21 protein-coding genes are annotated in these 19,671 nt (G+C 65.6%); 11 read left to right on the top strand and 10 right to left on the bottom strand.

What is annotated here, in order from left to right; all coding sequences use genetic code 11:
* From Q7U29_RS20610 to dapB, 5 genes are all read left to right on the top strand, one after another.
* Positions 1 to 353 (top strand): class I SAM-dependent methyltransferase (locus tag Q7U29_RS20610; RefSeq protein WP_370691802.1); only part of this gene is annotated, 353 nt, incomplete at its 5' end.
* Between the two features lie 51 nt (positions 354 to 404).
* Positions 405 to 983 (top strand): NADPH-dependent FMN reductase, encoded by a 579-nt coding sequence (locus tag Q7U29_RS20605; RefSeq protein ID WP_304744364.1) that lies wholly within the window; start codon positions 405 to 407, stop codon positions 981 to 983.
* A gap of 6 nt (positions 984 to 989) precedes the next feature.
* Entirely contained in the window at positions 990 to 1,700 is a 711-nt protein-coding gene (gene pyrF, locus Q7U29_RS20600; protein WP_304744363.1) for an orotidine-5'-phosphate decarboxylase, read from the top strand.
* A gap of 24 nt (positions 1,701 to 1,724) precedes the next feature.
* A complete protein-coding gene (locus tag Q7U29_RS20595) occupies positions 1,725 to 2,027 on the top strand; it encodes a DUF1330 domain-containing protein (protein ID WP_304744361.1) in 303 nt (100 codons plus the stop codon).
* Positions 2,028 to 2,273: 246 nt separating this feature from the next.
* Complete coding sequence (gene dapB / locus Q7U29_RS20590) at positions 2,274 to 3,089, top strand: 4-hydroxy-tetrahydrodipicolinate reductase (protein WP_304744360.1); 816 nt, start codon at positions 2,274 to 2,276, stop codon at positions 3,087 to 3,089.
* A gap of 192 nt (positions 3,090 to 3,281) precedes the next feature.
* On the opposite strand, the gene gpmI is transcribed toward dapB, so the two are convergent.
* The 3 genes from gpmI to Q7U29_RS20575 all read right to left on the bottom strand — a co-directional run bounded on the left by gpmI (position 3,282) and on the right by Q7U29_RS20575 (position 6,458).
* A complete protein-coding gene (gene gpmI / locus Q7U29_RS20585) occupies positions 3,282 to 4,805 on the bottom strand; it encodes a 2,3-bisphosphoglycerate-independent phosphoglycerate mutase (RefSeq protein ID WP_304744359.1) in 1,524 nt (507 codons plus the stop codon).
* 192 nt (positions 4,806 to 4,997) lie between these two features.
* A complete protein-coding gene (locus Q7U29_RS20580; protein WP_370691801.1) occupies positions 4,998 to 5,879 on the bottom strand; it encodes a methylated-DNA--[protein]-cysteine S-methyltransferase in 882 nt (293 codons plus the stop codon).
* A gap of 66 nt (positions 5,880 to 5,945) precedes the next feature.
* On the bottom strand, positions 5,946 to 6,458 hold the full coding sequence (locus Q7U29_RS20575) for a DUF2244 domain-containing protein (protein WP_304744357.1): 513 nt from the start codon (positions 6,456 to 6,458) through the stop codon (positions 5,946 to 5,948).
* A 22-nt stretch (positions 6,459 to 6,480) separates the two neighbouring features.
* Between Q7U29_RS20575 and nth the strand changes: the two genes are divergently transcribed.
* Positions 6,481 to 7,281: an endonuclease III gene (gene nth / locus Q7U29_RS20570; protein WP_304744367.1), complete on the top strand. Its 801-nt coding sequence runs from the start codon at positions 6,481 to 6,483 to the stop codon at positions 7,279 to 7,281.
* 208 nt (positions 7,282 to 7,489) lie between these two features.
* On the opposite strand, the gene Q7U29_RS20565 is transcribed toward nth, so the two are convergent.
* Positions 7,490 to 8,242 (bottom strand): sulfate transporter family protein, encoded by a 753-nt coding sequence (locus tag Q7U29_RS20565; RefSeq protein WP_304744355.1) that lies wholly within the window; start codon positions 8,240 to 8,242, stop codon positions 7,490 to 7,492.
* A gap of 163 nt (positions 8,243 to 8,405) precedes the next feature.
* Between Q7U29_RS20565 and Q7U29_RS20560 the strand changes: the two genes are divergently transcribed.
* Positions 8,406 to 9,350, top strand: a complete 945-nt coding sequence (locus Q7U29_RS20560; RefSeq protein ID WP_304744353.1) for a hydroxymethylglutaryl-CoA lyase — start codon at positions 8,406 to 8,408, stop codon at positions 9,348 to 9,350.
* Positions 9,351 to 9,449: 99 nt separating this feature from the next.
* Complete coding sequence (locus Q7U29_RS20555; RefSeq protein ID WP_304744352.1) at positions 9,450 to 9,725, top strand: hypothetical protein; 276 nt, start codon at positions 9,450 to 9,452, stop codon at positions 9,723 to 9,725.
* Positions 9,726 to 9,848: 123 nt separating this feature from the next.
* Here the strand turns inward: Q7U29_RS20555 and Q7U29_RS20550 are convergent, their stop codons facing one another.
* From Q7U29_RS20550 to Q7U29_RS20540, 3 genes are read right to left on the bottom strand one after another with little or no spacing between them, the layout of a single operon-like run.
* The gene (locus Q7U29_RS20550) at positions 9,849 to 10,052 is read right to left on the bottom strand and encodes a DUF2892 domain-containing protein (RefSeq protein ID WP_304744350.1); all 204 of its coding nucleotides are present in this window, start codon (positions 10,050 to 10,052) and stop codon (positions 9,849 to 9,851) included.
* 52 nt (positions 10,053 to 10,104) lie between these two features.
* The gene (gene trxC / locus Q7U29_RS20545) at positions 10,105 to 10,563 is read right to left on the bottom strand and encodes a thioredoxin TrxC (RefSeq protein ID WP_370691800.1); all 459 of its coding nucleotides are present in this window, start codon (positions 10,561 to 10,563) and stop codon (positions 10,105 to 10,107) included.
* Positions 10,560 to 11,846, bottom strand: a complete 1,287-nt coding sequence (locus tag Q7U29_RS20540) for an NAD(P)/FAD-dependent oxidoreductase (protein ID WP_304744349.1) — start codon at positions 11,844 to 11,846, stop codon at positions 10,560 to 10,562. The genes trxC and Q7U29_RS20540 overlap by 4 nt, the downstream gene beginning before the upstream one ends.
* Positions 11,847 to 11,974: 128 nt before the next feature.
* Here Q7U29_RS20540 and Q7U29_RS20535 point away from each other — a divergent pair, with 128 nt between their 5' ends.
* The 3 genes from Q7U29_RS20535 to Q7U29_RS20525 all read left to right on the top strand — a co-directional run bounded on the left by Q7U29_RS20535 (position 11,975) and on the right by Q7U29_RS20525 (position 16,599).
* Entirely contained in the window at positions 11,975 to 12,283 is a 309-nt protein-coding gene (locus Q7U29_RS20535) for a helix-turn-helix transcriptional regulator (protein WP_304744347.1), read from the top strand.
* A 96-nt stretch (positions 12,284 to 12,379) separates the two neighbouring features.
* Positions 12,380 to 13,372 carry an efflux RND transporter periplasmic adaptor subunit gene (locus tag Q7U29_RS20530; protein WP_304744345.1) on the top strand — a complete coding sequence of 331 codons (993 nt, stop codon included), beginning with the start codon at positions 12,380 to 12,382 and terminating at the stop codon, positions 13,370 to 13,372.
* The gene (locus Q7U29_RS20525; RefSeq protein ID WP_304744344.1) at positions 13,369 to 16,599 is read left to right on the top strand and encodes an efflux RND transporter permease subunit; all 3,231 of its coding nucleotides are present in this window, start codon (positions 13,369 to 13,371) and stop codon (positions 16,597 to 16,599) included. The genes Q7U29_RS20530 and Q7U29_RS20525 overlap by 4 nt, the downstream gene beginning before the upstream one ends.
* A gap of 5 nt (positions 16,600 to 16,604) precedes the next feature.
* On the opposite strand, the gene Q7U29_RS20520 is transcribed toward Q7U29_RS20525, so the two are convergent.
* From Q7U29_RS20520 to Q7U29_RS20510, 3 genes are all read right to left on the bottom strand, one after another.
* Positions 16,605 to 17,060: a YeeE/YedE family protein gene (locus Q7U29_RS20520; RefSeq protein WP_304744343.1), complete on the bottom strand. Its 456-nt coding sequence runs from the start codon at positions 17,058 to 17,060 to the stop codon at positions 16,605 to 16,607.
* Positions 17,061 to 17,063: 3 nt separating this feature from the next.
* Positions 17,064 to 17,489 (bottom strand): YeeE/YedE family protein, encoded by a 426-nt coding sequence (locus Q7U29_RS20515; protein WP_304744341.1) that lies wholly within the window; start codon positions 17,487 to 17,489, stop codon positions 17,064 to 17,066.
* Positions 17,490 to 17,542: 53 nt separating this feature from the next.
* On the bottom strand, positions 17,543 to 19,671 hold a 2,129-nt coding region (locus tag Q7U29_RS20510), incomplete at its 5' end, for a copper-translocating P-type ATPase (protein WP_304744339.1).

Here is a 19,671-nt window from a genome sequence, read left to right as displayed (position 1 = left end):
TGCTGGTCGAATACAATCCGGGCTTCTGCGCGCTGCTGCGCGACCGCTATCCGCAGGCTACGGTTGTGCAGGGCGACGCCTACGCGCTGCGCGACTCGCTCGGCGACGTGCTGAGCGCGCCGGCATCCGCCGTGGTGTCCGGCCTGCCGCTGGTGACACAACCGATGCTGAAGCGCCTGAAACAGATCCGCGACGCTTTCCTGGCGCTGGCGCCGGGCGCGCCCTTCGTGCAGTTCACCTATTCGGTGGCGCCGCCGATTCCGAAATCGCTGCCGGGCGTTTCCACCGAAGCCTCCGAGCGCATCTGGATGAACCTTCCGCCGGCCCGCGTCTGGGTGTATCGCAAGGGCTGACCCTTTTCCGGCGCCGCCGCGTGCCGGTTAGCCCTGTCTTGCGATTGGTTCATGGCCGCGCTGAAAATCCTCGTCATTCCCGGCTCGCTGCGATCAGGCTCGCATAATGCGAAGCTGGCTTCTGCCGCTGCGCATGAGCTCGCGCTGGCCGGCGCCGAAGTCACCCGCATCTCGCTGGCCGATTTTCCGCTGCCGATCTATGACGGCGACCTGCAGAACAAATCCGGCGTGCCGAAGCACGCGATCAACCTGAAGCGGATGATGGGCGCGCATCACGGCGTCCTGCTGGTTTCGCCGGAATACAATGCGTCGGTCTCGCCGCTGCTCAAGAACGCCATCGATTGGGTCAGCCGGGTGCAGGATCCGCACGAGACCCGCGGCCAGGTGTTTCGCGAGCGGCCCTTTGCGATCGCGGCGGCCTCGGAAAACCGGCTCGGCGGAACGTGCGGCCTCGCGGCATTGCGGCTGATCCTGACCGCCTGCCATGCGCTGGTCGTTCCCAGCCAGTTCGGGCTGTCGTTCGCCAACGAGGCCTATGATGATATGGACAGGCTGAAGCATCCGGCCGATAGCGAGGCGCTGAACGCGCTGGTGCGGCAGCTGATCGATATTTCCCAGCGCATGATGTGAGGTGACATGCAAGCTTCCAGGATCGCTCCCCGCGACCGCCTGATAGTCGCGCTCGATCTGCCCGGCGTCCCTGCCGCGGAGGCGATGATTGCGCGGCTCGGCGACAGCGTGACGTTCTACAAGATCGGCTATCAGCTCGCCTATGCGGGGGGCCTGCCGCTGGTCCGCCAGCTCGCGGACCAGGGCAAGAAGGTCTTCATCGATCTCAAGCTGCACGATATCGGCAATACCGTGGCGCGCGGCGTCGAGAGCATCGCCAAATTGGGCGCGACGTTCCTGACCGTGCACGCCTATCCGCAGACCATGAAGGCGGCGGTCGAGGCGCGCGCCGGTTCTGACCTGAAAATTCTCGCCGTCACCGTGCTGACCTCCTATGACGACGGCGACCTTCACGCCGCGGGCTTTCGGCTCGGCGTGTCCGATCTGGTCGAGGCCCGCGCCCAGCAGGCCCAGGTGCTCGGCGTCGATGGCCTCGTCTGTTCGCCGGAAGAAGCCGCACATCTGCGCAAGGTGGTGGGTCACCAGATGAACCTGGTCACCCCCGGCATCCGGCCCGCGGGTGCGGCTGTCGGCGACCAGAAGCGCATCATGACGCCGGCGCGCGCCATTGCCGCCGGCGCGGATTATCTGGTGGTCGGACGTCCCGTGATGGAAGCCGCCGACCCGAAGGAAGCGGCCGAGGCCATCCAGGCCGAGATCGAGCAGGCACTGGGCTGAACAATAACAAAAGGGAGAATGCAAATGGCAAAGGGCTACTGGATCGGGCGCGTCGACGTTCACAGTGACGAAGGCTACAAGGCATACGCAGCCGCCAACCCGGCCATCTTCAAGAAATTCGGCGGCCGCTATGTCGTGCGCGGCGGCAAGTTCGAGGCCGTGGAGGGCGCAAGCCGCTCGCGCAACGTCGTGATCGAATTCGCCGATTACGAGACCGCGCTGGCCTGCTACCGCTCGCCGGAATACCAGGCCAACATCAAGCTGCGGCAGCCGCATTCGATCGCCGAACTGATCGTCATCGAAGGCTATGACGGGCCGCAGCCGTAGCACTCCGTCCCTCATCCCCGCGCAACGGATTCGTCGTTGTCGCTGGAGGAGCGGCCTCTTGGCCGCGTCTCGAAGGATGGCAACAGGCATTGTGCCAGATGGTTCGAGACGCGCGCTGGACAGCGCAAGGGCGCTGCCCAACGCCCTCCTCACCATGAGGGAGTGGTGCGAGTATGGCCCGAAGAGACCATCGATCCGTTGCCCGGAAAGCCTGTGCCCGCTATAGGGGCGGAGAGAGGTAGTGCCATGGCCGACATGCGTTTGATCGTTGCGGGGGCGGGCGGCCGGATGGGCCGCGCGCTGACGCGCGTCATCTCGGAAACGCCGGGCGCCGTGCTCACCGGCGCGCTGGAAGCGCCGGGTTCCGCGCTGCTGGGCAAGGATGCCGGCGTGCTCGCCGGCCTGCCCGAAAATGGCGTGAAACTCTCGGGCGATTTGTGGTCGCTGTCGGCCAATGCCGACGGCATCGTCGATTTCACCGTGCCGGCCGCCACCATCGCCAATGTCGCGATTGCCGCCGAGCGCGGCCTGGTCCACATCATCGGCACCACGGGTCTCTCTTCGTCCGACGACGCCGTGATCAAGAGCGTCACCGGGCGCGCCATTGTCGTGAAGTCCGGCAATATGAGCCTTGGCGTCAATCTGCTGGCCGCGCTGGTCAAGCGGGTGGCGCAGTCGCTCGACCAGGGCTTCGATATCGAAATCCTCGAAATGCATCACCGCGCCAAGATCGACGCGCCGTCGGGCACCGCGCTGATGCTCGGCGAGGCCGCCGCCGCCGGCCGCGGCGTCGATCTCGACAGCCATTCGGCGCGCGGCCGCGACGGCATCACCGGCGCGCGGCGGCCGGGCGATATCGGCTTTGCGTCGCTGCGCGGCGGCACCGTCACCGGCGATCACAGCGTGATCTTCGCCGGCGCCATGGAACGCATCACGCTGTCGCATCACGCCGAGGACCGCATGATGTTCGCGCAGGGCGCCATCAAGGCCGCGCTGTGGGCGCGCCAGCAGAAGCCCGGGCTGTATTCGATGGCCGACGTGCTGGGCTTGAGCGACTTCTGACGCTCTTCTCCCCTCCTCCCGCGCGCTTTGGCGCGTGGCGGGGTGGGGTCGGGGGTGGGGGGCGTCTCAGCGAATTTGCTGACAGTCGTGTGCGCTGAAGCACCCCCCACCCCCGACCCCTCCCCACCCCGTCGCCCGCCTTCGCCGAGTGGCTTCGGCGGACGCAGCGGGAGGAGGGGAGAAGAAGGTGCTCTAATTCTTCTGCCGCAACGATTTGCCGGTCATCTCGGCCGGCTGCGGCAATTCCATCAGGTCGAGCAGCGTCGGCGCAAGATCCGCCAGCCGGCCATCCGACAATGACACATCGCCGCCGCCGAACAGCAACACCGGCACCGGATTGGTGGTGTGGGCCGTATGCGGACCGCCGGTGACGGGATCGCGCATCATTTCGCAGTTGCCGTGGTCGGCCGTCACCAGCAGCGCGCCGCCGGATTCTTCGATCGCGTCCGCGATCTGGCCGAGCCCGCGGTCCACCGTTTCCACTGCCTTGATCGCGGCGGCGAGGTTTCCGGAATGGCCCACCATGTCCGGATTGGCATAGTTGAGGACGATCAGGTCGTACTTGCCGGACCGGATGGCCTCAACCGCCTTCGCCGTCAATTCGGGCGCCGACATTTCCGGCTGCAGGTCGTAGGTCGCGACCTTGGGCGACGGCACCATGATGCGATCCTCGCCGGCAAAAGGCTCTTCCCGTCCGCCGTTGAGAAAATAGGTGACGTGGGGATATTTCTCCGTTTCCGCCATGCGCAACTGCGTGCGGTTCGCGGCCGCCGTAACCTCTCCCAGAATGTTCGGATAGGTCTGCGGCGGAAATATCGTCTGCATCAGCTGGTCCAGATGCTCGCTGTATTGCGTCATGCCAACCGCGGCGGCGAAGCGGACGGCGCGCTTGCGTGGAAAACCGGCAAACGCCGGATCGAGCATGGCGCCGAGAATCTCGCGGACGCGATCGGCGCGAAAGTTGAAGCAGAGCACGCCGTCGCCGTCCTTGATGCCGGCGTAGCCGCCGATCACCGAGGGCTCGACGAATTCGTCGGTGTGTTCGTGCGCATAGGCGTCCGATATCGCCGACTGGGCGTCGGGAAATCGCGGGGCTTCGGCCTCGACGATGGCGTGATAGGCTTTGGCGACGCGTTCCCAGCGATTGTCGCGGTCCATCGCATAGTATCGACCGATCACGGTGGCCACCGGCACCGCCGGCGGCAGTGCGGCCTGCAGCCGCCTCAAATCATCGGCCGCCGATTTCGGCGGCGTATCGCGTCCATCGGTGAGGGCATGTACCACCGCTGGCACGCCGCTCTCGGCGAGGATGACGGCCAGTGCTGCCGCCTGGTCCTGATGCGAATGCACCCCGCCCGGGGAAACCAGGCCGATCAGATGGCAGGTGCCGCCGCTCTGTTTCAGCGCCTGGATCAGGCTGCGGAACGCTTCGGCGGATTTGATGCTGCCGGAGGCAATCGCTTCGTTGATCCGCGGCAGATCCTGCATCACCACGCGGCCTGCGCCGATGTTGAAGTGCCCGACCTCGGAATTACCCATCTGGCCGCCGGGAAGGCCGACATCGAGTCCCGACGTATGCAGGAAGGCGTGCGGCCCGGTGGTCCACAGGCGATCGAAATTCGGTGTGTCGGCCTGGCGAACGGCATTGTCTGCCGGGTCTTCGCGCCAGCCCCAGCCATCCAATATGGCCAGCATGACAGGACGACGTTTTTGCATGGATCCACCTTTTATGGCTGCTTACCAGGGTGGTTGTGAGCGATCGGTTTGCGGTCGTCAATCGCCGAAAGCCCGCAGATTCGTAGGGTGGGCAAAGGCGCGCACGTCGCGCCGTGCCCACCGTTCAAAGCCCATGACCGGATAGATGGTGGGCACGCCGCAGGGGCGGCTTTGCCCACCCTACGGCCCCCTCTAATGCACCCCGACCTGTCCGGCTTCCCAGCCCAGCATCGCCTGCTTGCGGGTGATGCCCCAGTGATAGCCGGTCAGCGCGCCGCTCTTGCCGAGCGCGCGGTGGCAGGGAACCACGAACGAGATCGGGTTTTTGCCGACCGCGGCGCCGACCGCGCGCGACGCCTTCGGGCTGTTGATGTTGCTGGCGATGTCGGAATAGCAGACCGCGCGGCCCATCGGGATCTTCAACAGCGTCTCCCAAACGCGCACCTCGAAATCGGTGCCGATCAGCACCACGCGCAGCGGCTGGTCGGCGCGCCACATCTTCTTGTCGAACACGCGCTGCGCCAGGTCGGCGGTGCCGGCGCGGTCCTCGACATAGGTCGCGCGTGGCCAGCGCCGCTGCATGTCGGCGAGTGCTGCCGGCTCCTCGCCGGGATCGGCGAAGGCAAGGCCCGCAAGGCCGCGGCCGCTGGCGATCACGATGGCGGTGCCGAACGGCGAGGGATGGAAACCGTAACGCAGCGTCATATCGGCGCCGCCATTCTTCCATTCGCCGGGCGACATCGCCTCATGGGTGACGAACAGATCGTGCAGACGTCCCGGGCCTGAAAGACCGGAGTCGAGGGCGGCGTCGAGCACGCTGGCGGAATCGCGCAGCAGGCCCTTGGCGTGGTCGAGCGTCAGCGCCTGCATGAAGGCCTTTGGCGTCAGGCCTGCCCAGCGGCGGAACAGATGGTGCAGTTCATCCGGTGTCACGGAGGCGGCTTCCGCCATCGCTTCGATGGTCGGCTGCGCCCGCCATTGCTCCGAGATGAAGGCGATGGCGCGGCGCACCGAATCATAGTCGCGCAGTGCTGCGTTCTGGGGTCCCGGTTTGGTGAGGCGGTGCTCATTCATGGCGAGGTTCATGGTTCTGATGTAGGCCGCGCCAGGGACGCAAACCACCCGATTCCCGATCAGCTTTCACGATACGGGATTGTAGGTCGGGCCGCGTTTGGCAGCCTGCAATGCTGCCAGTAAAGCCTTGGCAAAGCTGGCTTTTTCGTCGGGTCCCAGAAAGCTCGCGATGGAGACGCGGCGCCCGCGGGAGACCAGGTAGAGCTTCTCGATGCCGAATTCGGCATGGGTCTGCTGGTCGAGCTGCACCCACAGCGGATTGAGCACCCATTCGACCACGTGGCCGCGGTGGCTGACCCGGCGCACCCGCAGCTCCGACGGCGTGATCCGGATCTCCTCGGTGGCGGCGGCGCGGCGGAAATTGATCCGGAATGCCCACCAGATCACCAGGATATCGAGGCCGAAAAAGCCGAACACCGGCCATGCGCCCATCAACAGGAATGCCAGGCCGGTGGCAAAACTGACCACGCTGAGAAACACCATCAGCACGATGAAGCCGGTGCGGTTCAGCGAGCGGTGCGGTGTCAGCAGCGCTGAAAACAATTCCGGCTGCGGATCATAATCGTTGCCTGCGGTCATCGTGGGTCAGTATACCCCGATCATGGCGAAAATCACCCGCGTCCTTCCGGCCAAATCCAGAATCCCGACGGCAAAACCGATCAAGAAGGCGGCAGCCAAACCGGCGCCCGCGCGCGTCGCGAAGAAGCCGGTCGGGATAAAGCCTTCCAGGCTGAAACCTGCGACGAAAAAACCTTCGAAGCCAAAACCCTGGACCGCCGCCGAGGTGTACGAGGCGTTCAGCCGGTTTCGCAACGCCAATCCCGAGCCGAAGGGCGAGCTCGAACACCTCAACGCCTACACCCTCCTGGTCGCGGTGGTGCTGTCGGCGCAGGCGACCGACGCCGGGGTCAACAAGGCGACGCGCGCGCTGTTTGCGGTGGCCGACACGCCGGAAAAAATGCTCGCGCTCGGCGAGGACAGCGTGCGCGACTACATCAAGACCATCGGGCTCTATCGCAACAAGGCGAAGAACGTCATCGCGCTGTCGCAAAAGCTGATCGCCGAATTCGGCGGCGAGGTGCCGCGCACCCGCGCCGAGATCGAAACGCTGCCCGGCGCCGGCCGCAAGACCGCCAACGTCGTGCTCAACATGGCCTATGGCGAACACACCATGGCGGTCGACACCCACGTGTTCCGCATCGGCAACCGCACCGGCCTCGCGCCGGGAAAAAATCCGCTCGAAGTCGAGCTCGGCCTCGAGAAGGTGATCCCGTCCGAGTTCATGCTGCACGCCCACCACTGGCTGATCCTGCACGGCCGCTACATCTGCCTCGCGCGCAAGCCGCGCTGCGATGTGTGTCTGATCAACGATCTCTGCCGGTGGCCGGAGAAGACGGCGTAGGGTTTTCTCCCCTCCTCCCGCTGCGTCCGCCGAAGCCACTTGGCGATGGCGGGCGAAGCGGTGGGGAGGGGTCGGGGGTGGGGGGTGCTTCAGCACACACAACTGTTAGCGAATTTGCTGAGACGCCCCCCACCCCCGACCCCTCCCCGCCACGCGCAAGGGCGCGTGGAGGGAGGGGAGTGAGAGTCTCGCGCCGGCGATTCTTACTTTACGCTGCCGGCACTCTCGTCTTCCGCGCGGGCTCGATCAGCTCCGGCCGGGGGCCGCTGAGGCGCTTGTGCATGTGGACCATGAAGGCCATGCCGAACAGCGGCGTCGCCAGGTTGACGATCGGGATCGACACGAACGCCGCGATGAACAGCCCCGCGGTGAAGACGGTCGCGGCATTGGCCTTGCGCATCGCCTTGGCTTCCGCCGGGCTGCGAAACCGCATCGCCGCAAGCTCGAAATATTCCCGGCCCAAAAGCCACGCGGTGGCGATGAAGAACACGATGAAGCCGGCGCCGGCGATCAACACGAAGGGCAGCGCGATCAGGTAGACCAGCAGCGTCAGGAGCGCAGTCTTGACGCCTTCGGTCATGGCGAGGCCGAACGGCAGCGCGGTGCCGGGGCGCTCCGCCGGATAGTGCTCGAGTTCGACATGGTCGGCGACCTCGTCGACGAACACGCTGGCCACCAGCGAGGTGATCACGGGCATCAGGAACACCGCGCCGAACACGACGCCGAGGCCGGCGATGATCGAGACGATCCAGGCCAGCACGTTGATCGAGGTCTCGAAGCTGGGCCCGAGCATGCCATCGAGCCAGACTTCGCCCGAGGTCGCGAACCAGCTCAGCAGCCGCTGCAGGCCGAACGCCAGCGCCGTGATCAATATCAGCGCAAGCCCGATCGAGCGCCACAGGATCGAGCGCATCGGCGGCGACAGGATTTGCGATAGCGCCTTGACGGCGGCGTCCAGCATGGCGGTCAAAGTCCTTCTTCCGGAAAAGCCCTCGCGAGAGGTAGCCATGCAGGCCCGGTTCGGCAAGGGCCGGCAAAAGCGGGCCTGAACCGCGATGAACCGGTGTTCAGGAAGAGCAAATACTGTACATTTCTCCAACCGCCAAACCTGCTGCGAGGCTCGCATGACCAGCATTCAAGATGTCTATCCCGGAGATCGCGTCAGCCTGCGCGAAACAGGTTTGCGCGACGGCCTGCAACTGGTGAAAAAATTTCCCTCGACATCCGCAAAACAGCGCTGGATCCGCGACGAATACGGCGCGGGGGTACGGCATTTCGAAGTCGGTTCGTTCCTGCCCGCCAGCACGTTTCCGCAATTTGTCGACGTCCGCGACATCATTGCCACTATTGCGTCGTTGCCGGGAGCGCACGGCGTTGCGCTGGCGCTGAACGAGCGCGGCGTCAACGAGGCGCTGGCCTCCGGCGTCGCCGAAATCGCCACGGTGGTTTCGGCCACCGAGGAACACAGCCAGGCCAATGCCAACCGCAGCCGCGAATCCGCCATCGCCAACGTCAGGCGGATGTGCGAGCTGCGCGACGCCAGCGCGCACAAGCCGCTGGTCAATGCCGCGATCTCGATGGCGCTGGGATGTTCGATCACCGGTCCGGTGGACCCAAAGGAAGTGCTGAAGCTGGTCGAAAAATGCCTGGAGGCCGGCGTCGACTTCGTCGCCATCGCCGACACCGTCGGCTATGCCGGCCCGAAACAGGTCGGCGAACTGACCAGGGCCGCGGTGAAACTGTCGGGTACAAAACCGGTCTGCGTTCACCTGCACGACACCAGGGGCATGGGCATTGCCAACGCGTCGGCCGCCCTCGATGCCGGCGCGCGTATTCTCGACGGCTCGCTCGGCGGCCTCGGCGGCTGCCCGTTCGCGCCCGGCGCCACCGGGAACGTGGTGTTCGAGGATCTGGCGTTTCTCTGCGAGAGCAAGGGATTTGCCACCGGCATCGATATCGAAAAGCTGATCGCGGTGCGCGGGATTTTGCGCTCGGAGATGCCGGGCGAGACGCTCTATGGCGGGCTCGCGCGGGCGGGACTGCCGAACGGCACGGCGAAGGCGGCGTGATCCCACTGCTCGCAGGCGGGCTTACGGCGCTGACTGGAACGTGATTGCCGGTTTTTCCTGATGGCGATTAGAACTAGCCGGTCAACAGGAGGATTCCCCATGCGCGCCATGTTAGCCTCGACGGCCATCGCCCTGCTGTTCAGCGTGTCCCCGGCATCCGCCATGTGCGGCGGTGGCGGCCAGCAGGCAAGCTCAGGCGGCATGTGCGGTGCGTCCGGCGTTTCCAAGCAGATGTCGGATTGGCCGATCGCTCCGCAGGCTCAGCCACAACAGCAGTCGAGCGGCATGGGCATGTGCTCGTGCTGCAAGAACATGGCGAGCATGGGCGGCATGAAGGCGGACGACCCGCATAAGGGCATGGAAATGCCGAAATAGCTGGAGCCCGCGACGTGCCGGGCGAGCCGATCGGCGGTGTCGCCGACCGGCATGTCCATCCCGGCGAACCGCTTGCGATTCGCCTGACGCTGGCGGGAAGGTTCTGATCCTCAGTACGCGCGTTTACGAAAACGCGTTGCCGCCGTGGCAGCCGAGCTTCTTGAAGACCATCGCCGCCGGGCAGAAACCGGTGAAGGCTGCCTGCAGCATGTTCAGGCCGGCGAAAGCGGCCAGCAGGAACCAGTAGGGGGACACCAGCCAGCCCAGCGCAAGGCTGAGAAGCACCACACATCCGGCGAAAGCGAGCACTGCCTTATCGATATTCATGACGTATTTCCTTTTGCTTGGAGTATTCTTGGTTTCTCTTGGGTTGAAGTGATCAGGGCCGGGCAAGCCCGGCCGTCGTCCAGGCCACGATGTTCCTGGTATCCATTGCGCCCGAGGTTCGGGCGATTTCCCGGCCGCCGCGCATCAGCAGGAGGGTCGGAATGCCGCTGATGCCGAGGCGGGAAGACACCGCGGGCGCCTTGTCCGAGTTCAGCTTCAACAGCCGGACTCCGGGTTCGAGCTGCTGCGCCGCGCGTTCGAACATCGGCGCCATCGAACGGCAGGGACCGCACCAGGGCGCCCAGACATCGACCAGCACGGGAATCTCGTTGTGCGCGAGATGGCGGTCGAACGCCTGCTCGTCCACCTCGATGGGATGGCCGCTGAAGATCTGCTGGTGGCAGGATCCGCAGCGGGCATCGGTCGCGGCCCGTTCGGCCGGCAGCCGGTTGATCTTGCCGCAATGCCCGCAGACGACCTGGTGACTTGGACTCAGGTGACTTGCACTCATGTTCCGGTCTTGACCTCCTTGATCTTGGCGATGTTGAGCTTGTCGAGCAGGAAGCGCTCGTAGAACGGCTCGCTCTCGCCGCGCCGGATCTTGCGCAGGAAGTATTTCTCGAACGCGACCTTGGCGAGATGGACCCATTCGCCCTTCGAGGACCAATTGACGTTGCGCGGCGGGATTTGCGGCTGCGCCAGGAAGGCGACGCCGGTGTCGCCGAAATCCGCGAGGCAGATCGCATTCCAGGTCGGCTGCGCCACCGGCTCCTTGCCCTTCAGCAGCGAACCGATGTTCATCGCCGTCGCCGTCACCATCGATTCGATCATGAAGCCGGTTTTCGGCACGCCGACCGGGACCGGGGTGGCGCCGACCGGCGCGATCGCCACGCACACGCCGATCGCGAAGATGTTTGGAAACGCCGGATTGCGCTGATGCTTGTCGACGATGACGAAGCCACGGGGATTGGTCAGCTTCTCGATGCCCCTGACGGCGCCGACGCCACGAAACGCCGGCAGCATCATCGAATAGGCGAACGGCAATTCGTGGGTCTTGCGGACCGAGCCGTCGTCGGCGACTTCTTCGACGGTCATCTTGCCTTGCTCTACGCCCTTCACCCGGGCGCTGGTGATCCATTTGACGTGCTTCTCGCGCATCTCGCTTTCGAGCAGGCCCTTGGTGTCGCCGACTCCGTCGAGGCCGAGATGGCCGACATAAGGCTCCGAGGTGACGAAGGTCATCGGCACGCGATCGCGCAGCTTGCGGCGGCGCAACTCGGTTTCCAGGATGAACAGGAATTCGTAGGCGGGACCGAAACAGGAGGCGCCCTGCACGGCGCCGATCACCACCGGTCCCGGGTTTGCCGCCAGCTTCTCGAACGCCTCCTTGGCGTTGGTCGCGTGGTCGACATGGCAGATCGATTGGGTGTGGCCGTCCGGCCCGAGCCCGGGAATCTCGTCGAATGCGAGCTCCGGCCCGGTTGCCACCACCAGGTAATCGTAATCGATCGAAGCGCCGTCCGAGAGTTCGATCCGGTTTTCGCCTGGATGCACGCGCTGCGCGCCCTGCGTCAGCAGCCGCACGCCCTTGCGCTTCATGATGTCGACGAGGTCGATCTCGATGTCGGCGCGCTTGCGCCAGCCGATCGCGACCCAGGGATTGGAAGGGACGAAGTGATAGACCGGTCCCTGGGAAACCACGGTCAGGCGGTCGTCCTTCCCCAGCTGCGGCAACAGTTCATAGGCCATCAGCGTTCCGCTGAGGCCGGCTCCGATAACGACAACTTCCGACATGATCGTCTCCGTTGGCTGCATTCCCCTGTGGACGGCTGCGCCGGTTTTGTCCGGTCCGTTGGCCGCGTCGCTTGACTATATATTCGAACTCTCGTATATACGCAAGTATGAAAATAGATAGTGCGATCATGGAATCCGCCGCCGATCAGGCCAGCGACCTCCTGAAGGCGTTGTCCAACCGGCATCGGCTGCTGATCATCTGCCAGCTGATCGACGGCGAGCGCTCGGTGGGCGATCTCGCCGGGTTCCTGGAACTTCGCGATTCCACGGTGTCCCAGCATCTTGCGTTGCTCCGCAAGGACGGTCTGGTGGCGGCGCGGCGCGACGCCCAGACGATCTACTATTCGATCGCCAGCGACCCTGCGCGCGAGATCCTGAAGACGCTCTATCAGGTCTATTGCGCGCCGAAGGCCCGAAAAACGAAAGCCAAACTATAGCAGCGCGCAGGCGGCGCCTTGAGGCAGGTCAACGCCGTCGCCCGAACTTCAATGAGATGCTCCGACAACCGCCACTCGCGCGGAAAGGCGATTACGATGCTTAGCAGACTGACAGCGATGTGCATGCTCGCGGCGGTGGCGATCGGCGCCAGTCCTGCCGCCGGCGAAACCCTCGATGTCGCCCTGCGGCCGGTCGCCGACGAGAAGGCGGTATTTGCCACCGTCGAGAGCATCAGCGTGGTTCCGGCCCGAGGGCGGATCGGCGGCACCATCGTTCAGCTCGGCGTCCGCGAAGGCGATCCGGTGACGCGTGGCCAGGCCATCGCGACGATCGGCGACGACAAGCTCGCGCTGCAGATGAAATCGCTGGACGCGCAGATCGACGCGCTGCAGGCGCAGGCCAGCCAGGCGCAGATCGATTTCACCCGGATCGAGGGCCTGGTGGAGCGCGGCACGCTGCCGCGGATCAGGCTCGATGAGGCGCGCACCGCGCTCAACGTGGCGGATAACGGCCTGCGGGCGAAGACCGCCGAGCGCGCGGTGGTGCAACAGCAATTCAACGAAGGTCAGGTGTTGGCGCCCGCCGCCGGCCGCGTGCTGAAAAAGCTGATCGCCGTCGGTTCAGTCGTATTGCCGGGCGACCCCGTCGCGATGATCGCGCAACAGAACTTCAAATTGAGGCTGCGGGTGCCGGAGCGGCATGCGCGCTTCCTGAAGGCCGGCGACAGGATCAGGGTCGACGGCGCCGAATTCGGCGACCATAGCCCGAAATCCGGCGTGATCGATCTGGTCTATCCGCAGATCGAGGACGGCCGTGTGATCGCGGACGCCACCGTTGAAAATCTCGGAGAGTATTTCGTCGGCGACCGCCTGCGCGTCTGGATCTCCGGCGGCGACCGCAAGGCGTTCGTGATTCCGTCTGATTACGTCACCACGCGCTATGGCATTGACTACGTCCAGATCCGTCAGGCCGACCGAACCGTCAGCGCGCCGGTGCAGCGCGGGCGCCAAGTGGCCAGCCCCGATATGCCCAATGGTCTCGAAATCCTGTCCGGCATTCGTCCCGGCGACAAGCTGGTGCAGCCGTGAATCTCGGATTGTCGGGCCGCCTGACCCGCGCGACCATCGGATCCCCGCTGACGCCGCTGTTCCTGCTGGCGTCGCTGGTCGTCGGCCTGATCGCCGTGGTGGTGATTCCGCGCGAGGAAGAGCCGCAGATCAGCGTCCCCATGGTCGACATCCGCATCAACGCGGACGGACTGCGCGGGCCGGATGCGGTCGAACTGGTCACCAAGCCGCTCGAATCGATCGTCAAGGGCATCGATGGCGTGGAGCACGTCTACAGCCAGACCGAGGACGACCGCGTCCTGGTCACCGCGCGCTTTCTGGTCGGAACCAAGTCCGAGGACGCCATCCTCCGCGTTCACGAGAAAATCCGCGCCAATCTCGACCGCATCCCGGTCGGCATTCCCGAACCCCTGATCGTCGGCCGCGGCATCAACGACGTCGCCGTGACCGTGCTGACGCTGTCGCCGAAGCCCGAGGCCGCCGACCGGTGGACCGACAAGGATCTCTACGAACTCGCCGACAAGCTGCGCTCGGAATTGATGAAGGTCGACAGCATCGGCCTGACCTATATTTCCGGCGGCGGCGCCCAGCAGATCCGGGTCGAGCCCGATCCAGAGAAATTGTCGTTGTTCGGCGTGACGCTGCAGCAACTCGTCGCCAAGGTGAAGGACGCCAACCGCTCGTTCCTGGCCGGACAGGTCCGCGACGCCGGCATGGTTCGCAGCGTCTCGGCGGGCCAGACCCTGACCGGCATTCCCGACATCGGGCTGCTGTTGATTTCGACGCGGGACGGCCGGCCAGTCTACGTCAAGGACGTCGCCAGCGTCGTCATCGGGCCCAATGCAATCGAGCACCGCGTCTGGAACGATGCGCGCGACGGCAAGGGCAAGTGGGAACGCGTGCCCGCGGTCAGCCTGGCGCTGGCCAAGCGCGCCGGCGCCAACGCGGTGGTGGTTTCCGAGGAAATCGCACACCGGCTCGAGGGGCTGAAATCGCGCCTGATCCCCGACGATGTCGTGGTCACCGTCACCCGGGACTATGGCGAGACCGCGAACGAAAAAGCCAACGAACTGCTGTTCCATCTCGGTCTCGCGACCATCTCGATCGTGGTGCTGATCGCGATCGCGATCGGCTGGCGCGAGGCGCTGGTCACGCTGGTGGTGATTCCGACCACCATCCTGCTGACGATGTTCGCCGCCAATCTGATGGGTTACACCATCAACCGCGTCAGCCTGTTCGCCCTGATCTTCTCGATCGGCATCCTGGTCGACGACGCCATCGTGGTGGTCGAGAACATCGCCCGCCACTGGGCGATGCGGGACGGCCGGCCGCGGCTGCAGGCCACCATCGAGGCGGTTGCCGAGGTCGGCAATCCGACCATCGTTGCGACCCTGACCGTGGTCGCCGCGCTGCTGCCGATGCTGTTCGTGTCGGGGATGATGGGCCCGTATATGGCGCCGATTCCGGCCAACGCGTCCGCGGCGATGCTGTTCTCGTTCTTCGTGGCGATGGTGGTTGCGCCCTGGCTGATGCTGAAGCTGGCGCCGAAAGAGGGCGCCGTCGGCGCGGCGCACGCCGCGCATGACGAAGGCGCGCTCGGACGCCTCTATCGCCGCTTCGCAACCCCTGTTGTCGCCAGCAAGCGTTCGGCCTGGATATTCCTGATTGGCGTCGGGATCGCGACCCTGTTGTCGATGGCCTTGTTCGCCACCAAGTCCGTGACCGTCAAGCTGCTGCCGTTCGACAACAAGTCCGAGATCGCTGTGGTCGTCGACCTGCCGGAGGGCGCCAGCCTCGAAGATACCGAGCGGACGCTGTTTGCCGCCGCCGACATCGCCCGCGGCCTGCCCGAGATCACGTCCGTGCAGTCCTATGCCGGCACGCCGGCGCCGTTCAATTTCAACGGCCTGGTGCGGCACTATTATCTGCGCGAGCGGCCGGAACTGGGTGAACTGCAGGTCAATCTCGCCGCGCGCTCCGACCGCAAACGCGCGAGCCATGATATCGCGTTGGACCTGCGGCAGCGCCTGAAGGCCGTCAGCGTTCCCGCCGGCACCAGCATCAAGGTCGTTGAAGTGCCGCCGGGACCGCCGGTGCTGGCGACGCTGCTGGCCGAGATCTACGGGCCCGATGCGGCAACCCGTCGCGCCGTGACCGGCGAGCTTAAGAAAATCTTCGCCGACGTGCCGTTCATCGTCGATATCGACGATTCGATCGGGCAGAAGCGGCCGCGGCTGCGGCTTTCGATCGACCAGGACCGGCTCGAATTCTTCGGCGTCGAGCAGCGCGACGTCTACGATACCATCCAGACGCTGTTCGGCGGCGTGTCCGTGGGCTATTCGCACCGCGGCGAAGACCGCAATCCGATCGAGATCGCGGTCCGGCTGCCGAAACGCGACCTCGCCTGGACCGAGGCGCTGGCCTCCACGCCGGTGCCCGCCAATACGCTGCCCGGCAGCAAGACCGTGGTCGAGCTGGGTCAGCTGGTGAAGGCGACCGTCGAGGAGGGTTCGCCGCAGATTTTCCGCCGCGATGGCCGCTTCGCCGACATGGTGATGGCCGAGCTCGCCGGCCGCTTCGAGGCGCCGCTCTACGGCATGCTGGCGGTCGCCGACCGCATCGAGGCGCATGACTGGGGCAAGCTGCAGAAGCCGGTGATCGGCCTGCACGGCCAGCCCACAGACGAGTCCCGTCCGACGCTGCTGTGGGACGGCGAATGGGAGATCACCTACGTCACGTTCCGCGACATGGGCGCGGCATTCGGCGCCGCGATTCTCGGTATCTACGTGTTGGTGGTGGCCCAGTTCCGCAGCTTCCGCCTGCCGCTGGTGATCCTGACGCCGATTCCGCTGACGCTGATCGGCATCCTGATCGGCCACTGGCTGCTGGGCGCGCCGTTCACCGCGACGTCCATGATCGGGTTCATCGCGCTGGCCGGCATCATCGTCCGCAATTCGATCCTGCTGGTCGACTTCATCCGCCACAGCGGCGGCGAGAACAGATCGATGCGCGACATCGTGCTGGAAGCCGGCGCCGTGCGCTTCAAACCAATCCTGCTCACCGCGCTCGCCGCCATGATCGGCGCCGCGACGATCCTGCTCGACCCGATCTTCCAGGGCCTGGCGATTTCTCTGCTGTTCGGGCTGGCGTCCTCGACGCTGCTCACGGTGCTCGTGATCCCGGCGATCTACATCGCGCTGCGGGATACCAAACCGCCGACGCCATCCGGTGAAACCGCAGGACAGTGAACAGGCTAGCTGGCTCGTTGGGCCAGTGCTTCTTCCGGCGGCTTCGCGGGCCGCGACCTTTGCCAGAGGTCGCGTAGAACCATGCCCGCGGCCATCGCCGCGACGAACACGATGACGCCGGGCGATAGCGTGGCGAGGCTTTCCAAAGCCGGCCCCGGGCACAATCCGACGAGACCCCAGCCCACGCCGAACATGGCGGATCCGATCACGAGCGGCCGGTCGATGTCGTCCCTGGCCGGCCAGAAGCTTCGAACCGCCAGCAGCGGCCGCGAACGGCCCTTCGCCAGCATGAATCCCGGAGCGGACACCGCGAGCGCCGCCATCATGACCACGGCAAGGCTGGGGTCCCATGCTCCGAAAACATCGAGAAATGCCAGAACTTTCGTCGGCTGCACCATTCCCGAAATCAGCAGGCCGGCGCCGAAGATCAAGCCGCACAGCAAGGATGCGATCATCGCCATGGTTCAGCCTCCGAACACGTGATGCGTGAGCGCGACGGTCGCGATGGCTACGGCCATGAAGATGACGGTGGCCGCGATGGAGCGGGCGGACATTCGCGATATGCCGCAGATGCCATGGCCGGAGGTACAGCCGCCGGCAAGCCTGGTGCCGAAGCCGACCAGCAGTCCCGCCGCGACGATGACGGCCCAGCTCGCCGGCATCTGTGGTGGTTGCATGCCATGGCCGATCAGGCCCGCCAGCAGCGGCGCCAGAATGAGCCCGGCGAAAAAGGCGATGCGCCAGCCGATCTCGCCGCTTCTGGGATTAAGCAGGCCGCCGAAAATGCCGCTGATGCCGGCGACCCGGCCGGTCAGCAGCATCAGCAGGACCGAGGAAAGACCGATCAGCGCGCCGCCGACCGCCGCCGCTAACGGAGTGAAATCAGCCATGGCATTGCTCCACAGCACGCGGAGATCGAATCTCCTGTTGTGCCGTGGCCAGCTTACAGACGCGTCACCCGCAATCGCAAGGCATTGCCCACCACGCTCACCGACGACAGCGCCATCGCCGCGGCGGCGATGATCGGCGACAGCAGCAGGCCGAACGTCGGATAGAGGATACCCGCGGCGATCGGGATGCCGGCGGCGTTGTAGATGAACGCAAAGAACAGGTTCTGCCGGATGTTGCTCATGGTGGCCTGCGAGAGCCGGCGGGCGCGCACGATGCCGCCGAGATCGCCGCCCAGCAGTGTGATGCCGGCGCTCTCCATCGCGACGTCGGTGCCGGTGCCCATGGCAATGCCGACTTCGGCAGCGGCGAGCGCCGGGGCGTCGTTGACGCCGTCGCCGGCCATGGCGACGATCCGGCCGGCCTTCTGCAGCTTGGCCACGACGGCGCTCTTCTGATCCGGCAGCACTTCGGCCTCGACATCGGCAATGCCGAGTTGCCGCGCGATGGCGTTGGCGGTGGTGCGGTTGTCGCCGGTCAGCATGATGACCTTGATGCCCTCGGCGGCGAGCGCCTTCAGCGCATCCGGCGTCGACGGCTTGACCGGATCGGCGATCGCAAACAGCCCGGCCAGCCGGCCGTCGACCGCGATGTTGATGACGGTGGCGCCGTCGCCGCGCAGACGCTCGCCCTCCGCGTTCAGCGGCTGGGTTTCGACACCGAGCGACGACAGGAAGTTGGCATTGCCCAGAGCCACGGTCTTGCCGTCGACCTTGCCGGTGGCGCCCTTGCCGGTCGGCGAGTCGAATTCCTCCACCTTGCTCACATCGAGATTTTTCTCCTTCGCCGACCGCACGATGGCGTCGGCAAGCGGATGCTCGCTGGCGCGCTCGACGCTGGCGGCGAGCCGCAGGATTTCGGTTTCGTCGAAACCCTCCGCGGCAACGATCGCAACCACTTTCGGCTTGCCTTCGGTCAGCGTTCCCGTCTTGTCGACCACCAGCGTGTCGACCATTTCCATGCGCTCCAGGGATTCGGCGTTCTTGATCAGGACACCGGCCTGCGCGCCGCGTCCGACCCCGACCATGATCGACATCGGCGTGGCGAGGCCGAGCGCGCAGGGGCAAGCGATGATCAGCACGCTGACCGCGGCAACCAGGCCGAACGCCATCCGCGGCTCTGGTCCGAACCAGGCCCAGGCGGCGAAGGCTATGATGGCGGCCACGAGGACCGCCGGCACGAACCAGCCGGAAACCTGATCGGCCAGCCGCTGGATCGGCGCGCGCGAGCGCTGCGCTTCCGCGACCATCTTGACGATCTGCGACAGCAGCGTGTCGCGCCCGACCTTGTCGGCGCGCATCACGAAGCTGCCGGACTGGTTGAGCGTGCCCGCGATCACTTTGCCGCCGGCTTCCTTGGTGACCGGCATCGATTCGCCCGTGACCAGCGATTCGTCGAGCGAGGAGCGGCCCTCGAGCAGGATGCCGTCCACCGGTACTTTCTCGCCCGGCCGGACCCGCAGATGGTCGCCGACCTGCAGGCTGTCGATCTGGACCTCATGATCGGCGCCGTCATCGCCGATGCGGCGCGCGGTTTTGGGCGCCAGCTCGAGCAGCGCCTTGATCGCGCCCGAGGTCGCCTCGCGGGCGCGCAACTCCAGCACCTGGCCGAGCAGCACGAGCACGGTAATGACCGCCGCGGATTCGAAATAGACCGCCACCGCGCCGCCATGACCGCGGAAAGTCGCCGGGAACAGCCCGGGTGCGAGCGTGCCGACGAGGCTGTAGACATAGGCGACGCCGGTACCGATCGCGATCAGGGTGAACATGTTGAGATTGCGGGTGAGCAGCGATTGCCAGCCGCGCACGAAGAACGGCCAGCCCGCCCACAGCACCACGGGCGTGGCAAATACAAGCTGAATCCAGTTCGACAGGGTCGGGTCGACCCAGCCGTGACCGCCAACCAAATGGCCGCCCATTTCCAGCACGACGGCGGGCAGCGCGAGCACGAGGCCGATCCAGAACCGCCGCGTCATGTCGGCGAGTTCGGGATTGGGCGGCGTATCGAGGCTGGCCACTTCAGGCTCCAGCGCCATGCCGCAGATCGGGCAACTGCCGGGGCCGACCTGGCGAATCTGCGGATGCATCGGGCAGGTGTAGATGGCGCCTTCCGGCGCTTGGGTCT

It is taken from the genome of Bradyrhizobium sp. (assembly GCF_030654605.1).
In the GTDB taxonomy this organism is placed as follows: Bacteria; Pseudomonadota; Alphaproteobacteria; order Rhizobiales; family Xanthobacteraceae; genus Bradyrhizobium.
The sequence above is the reverse complement of the archived record's forward strand: the minus strand, read 5'-3'. Positions and strand labels throughout refer to the sequence as shown.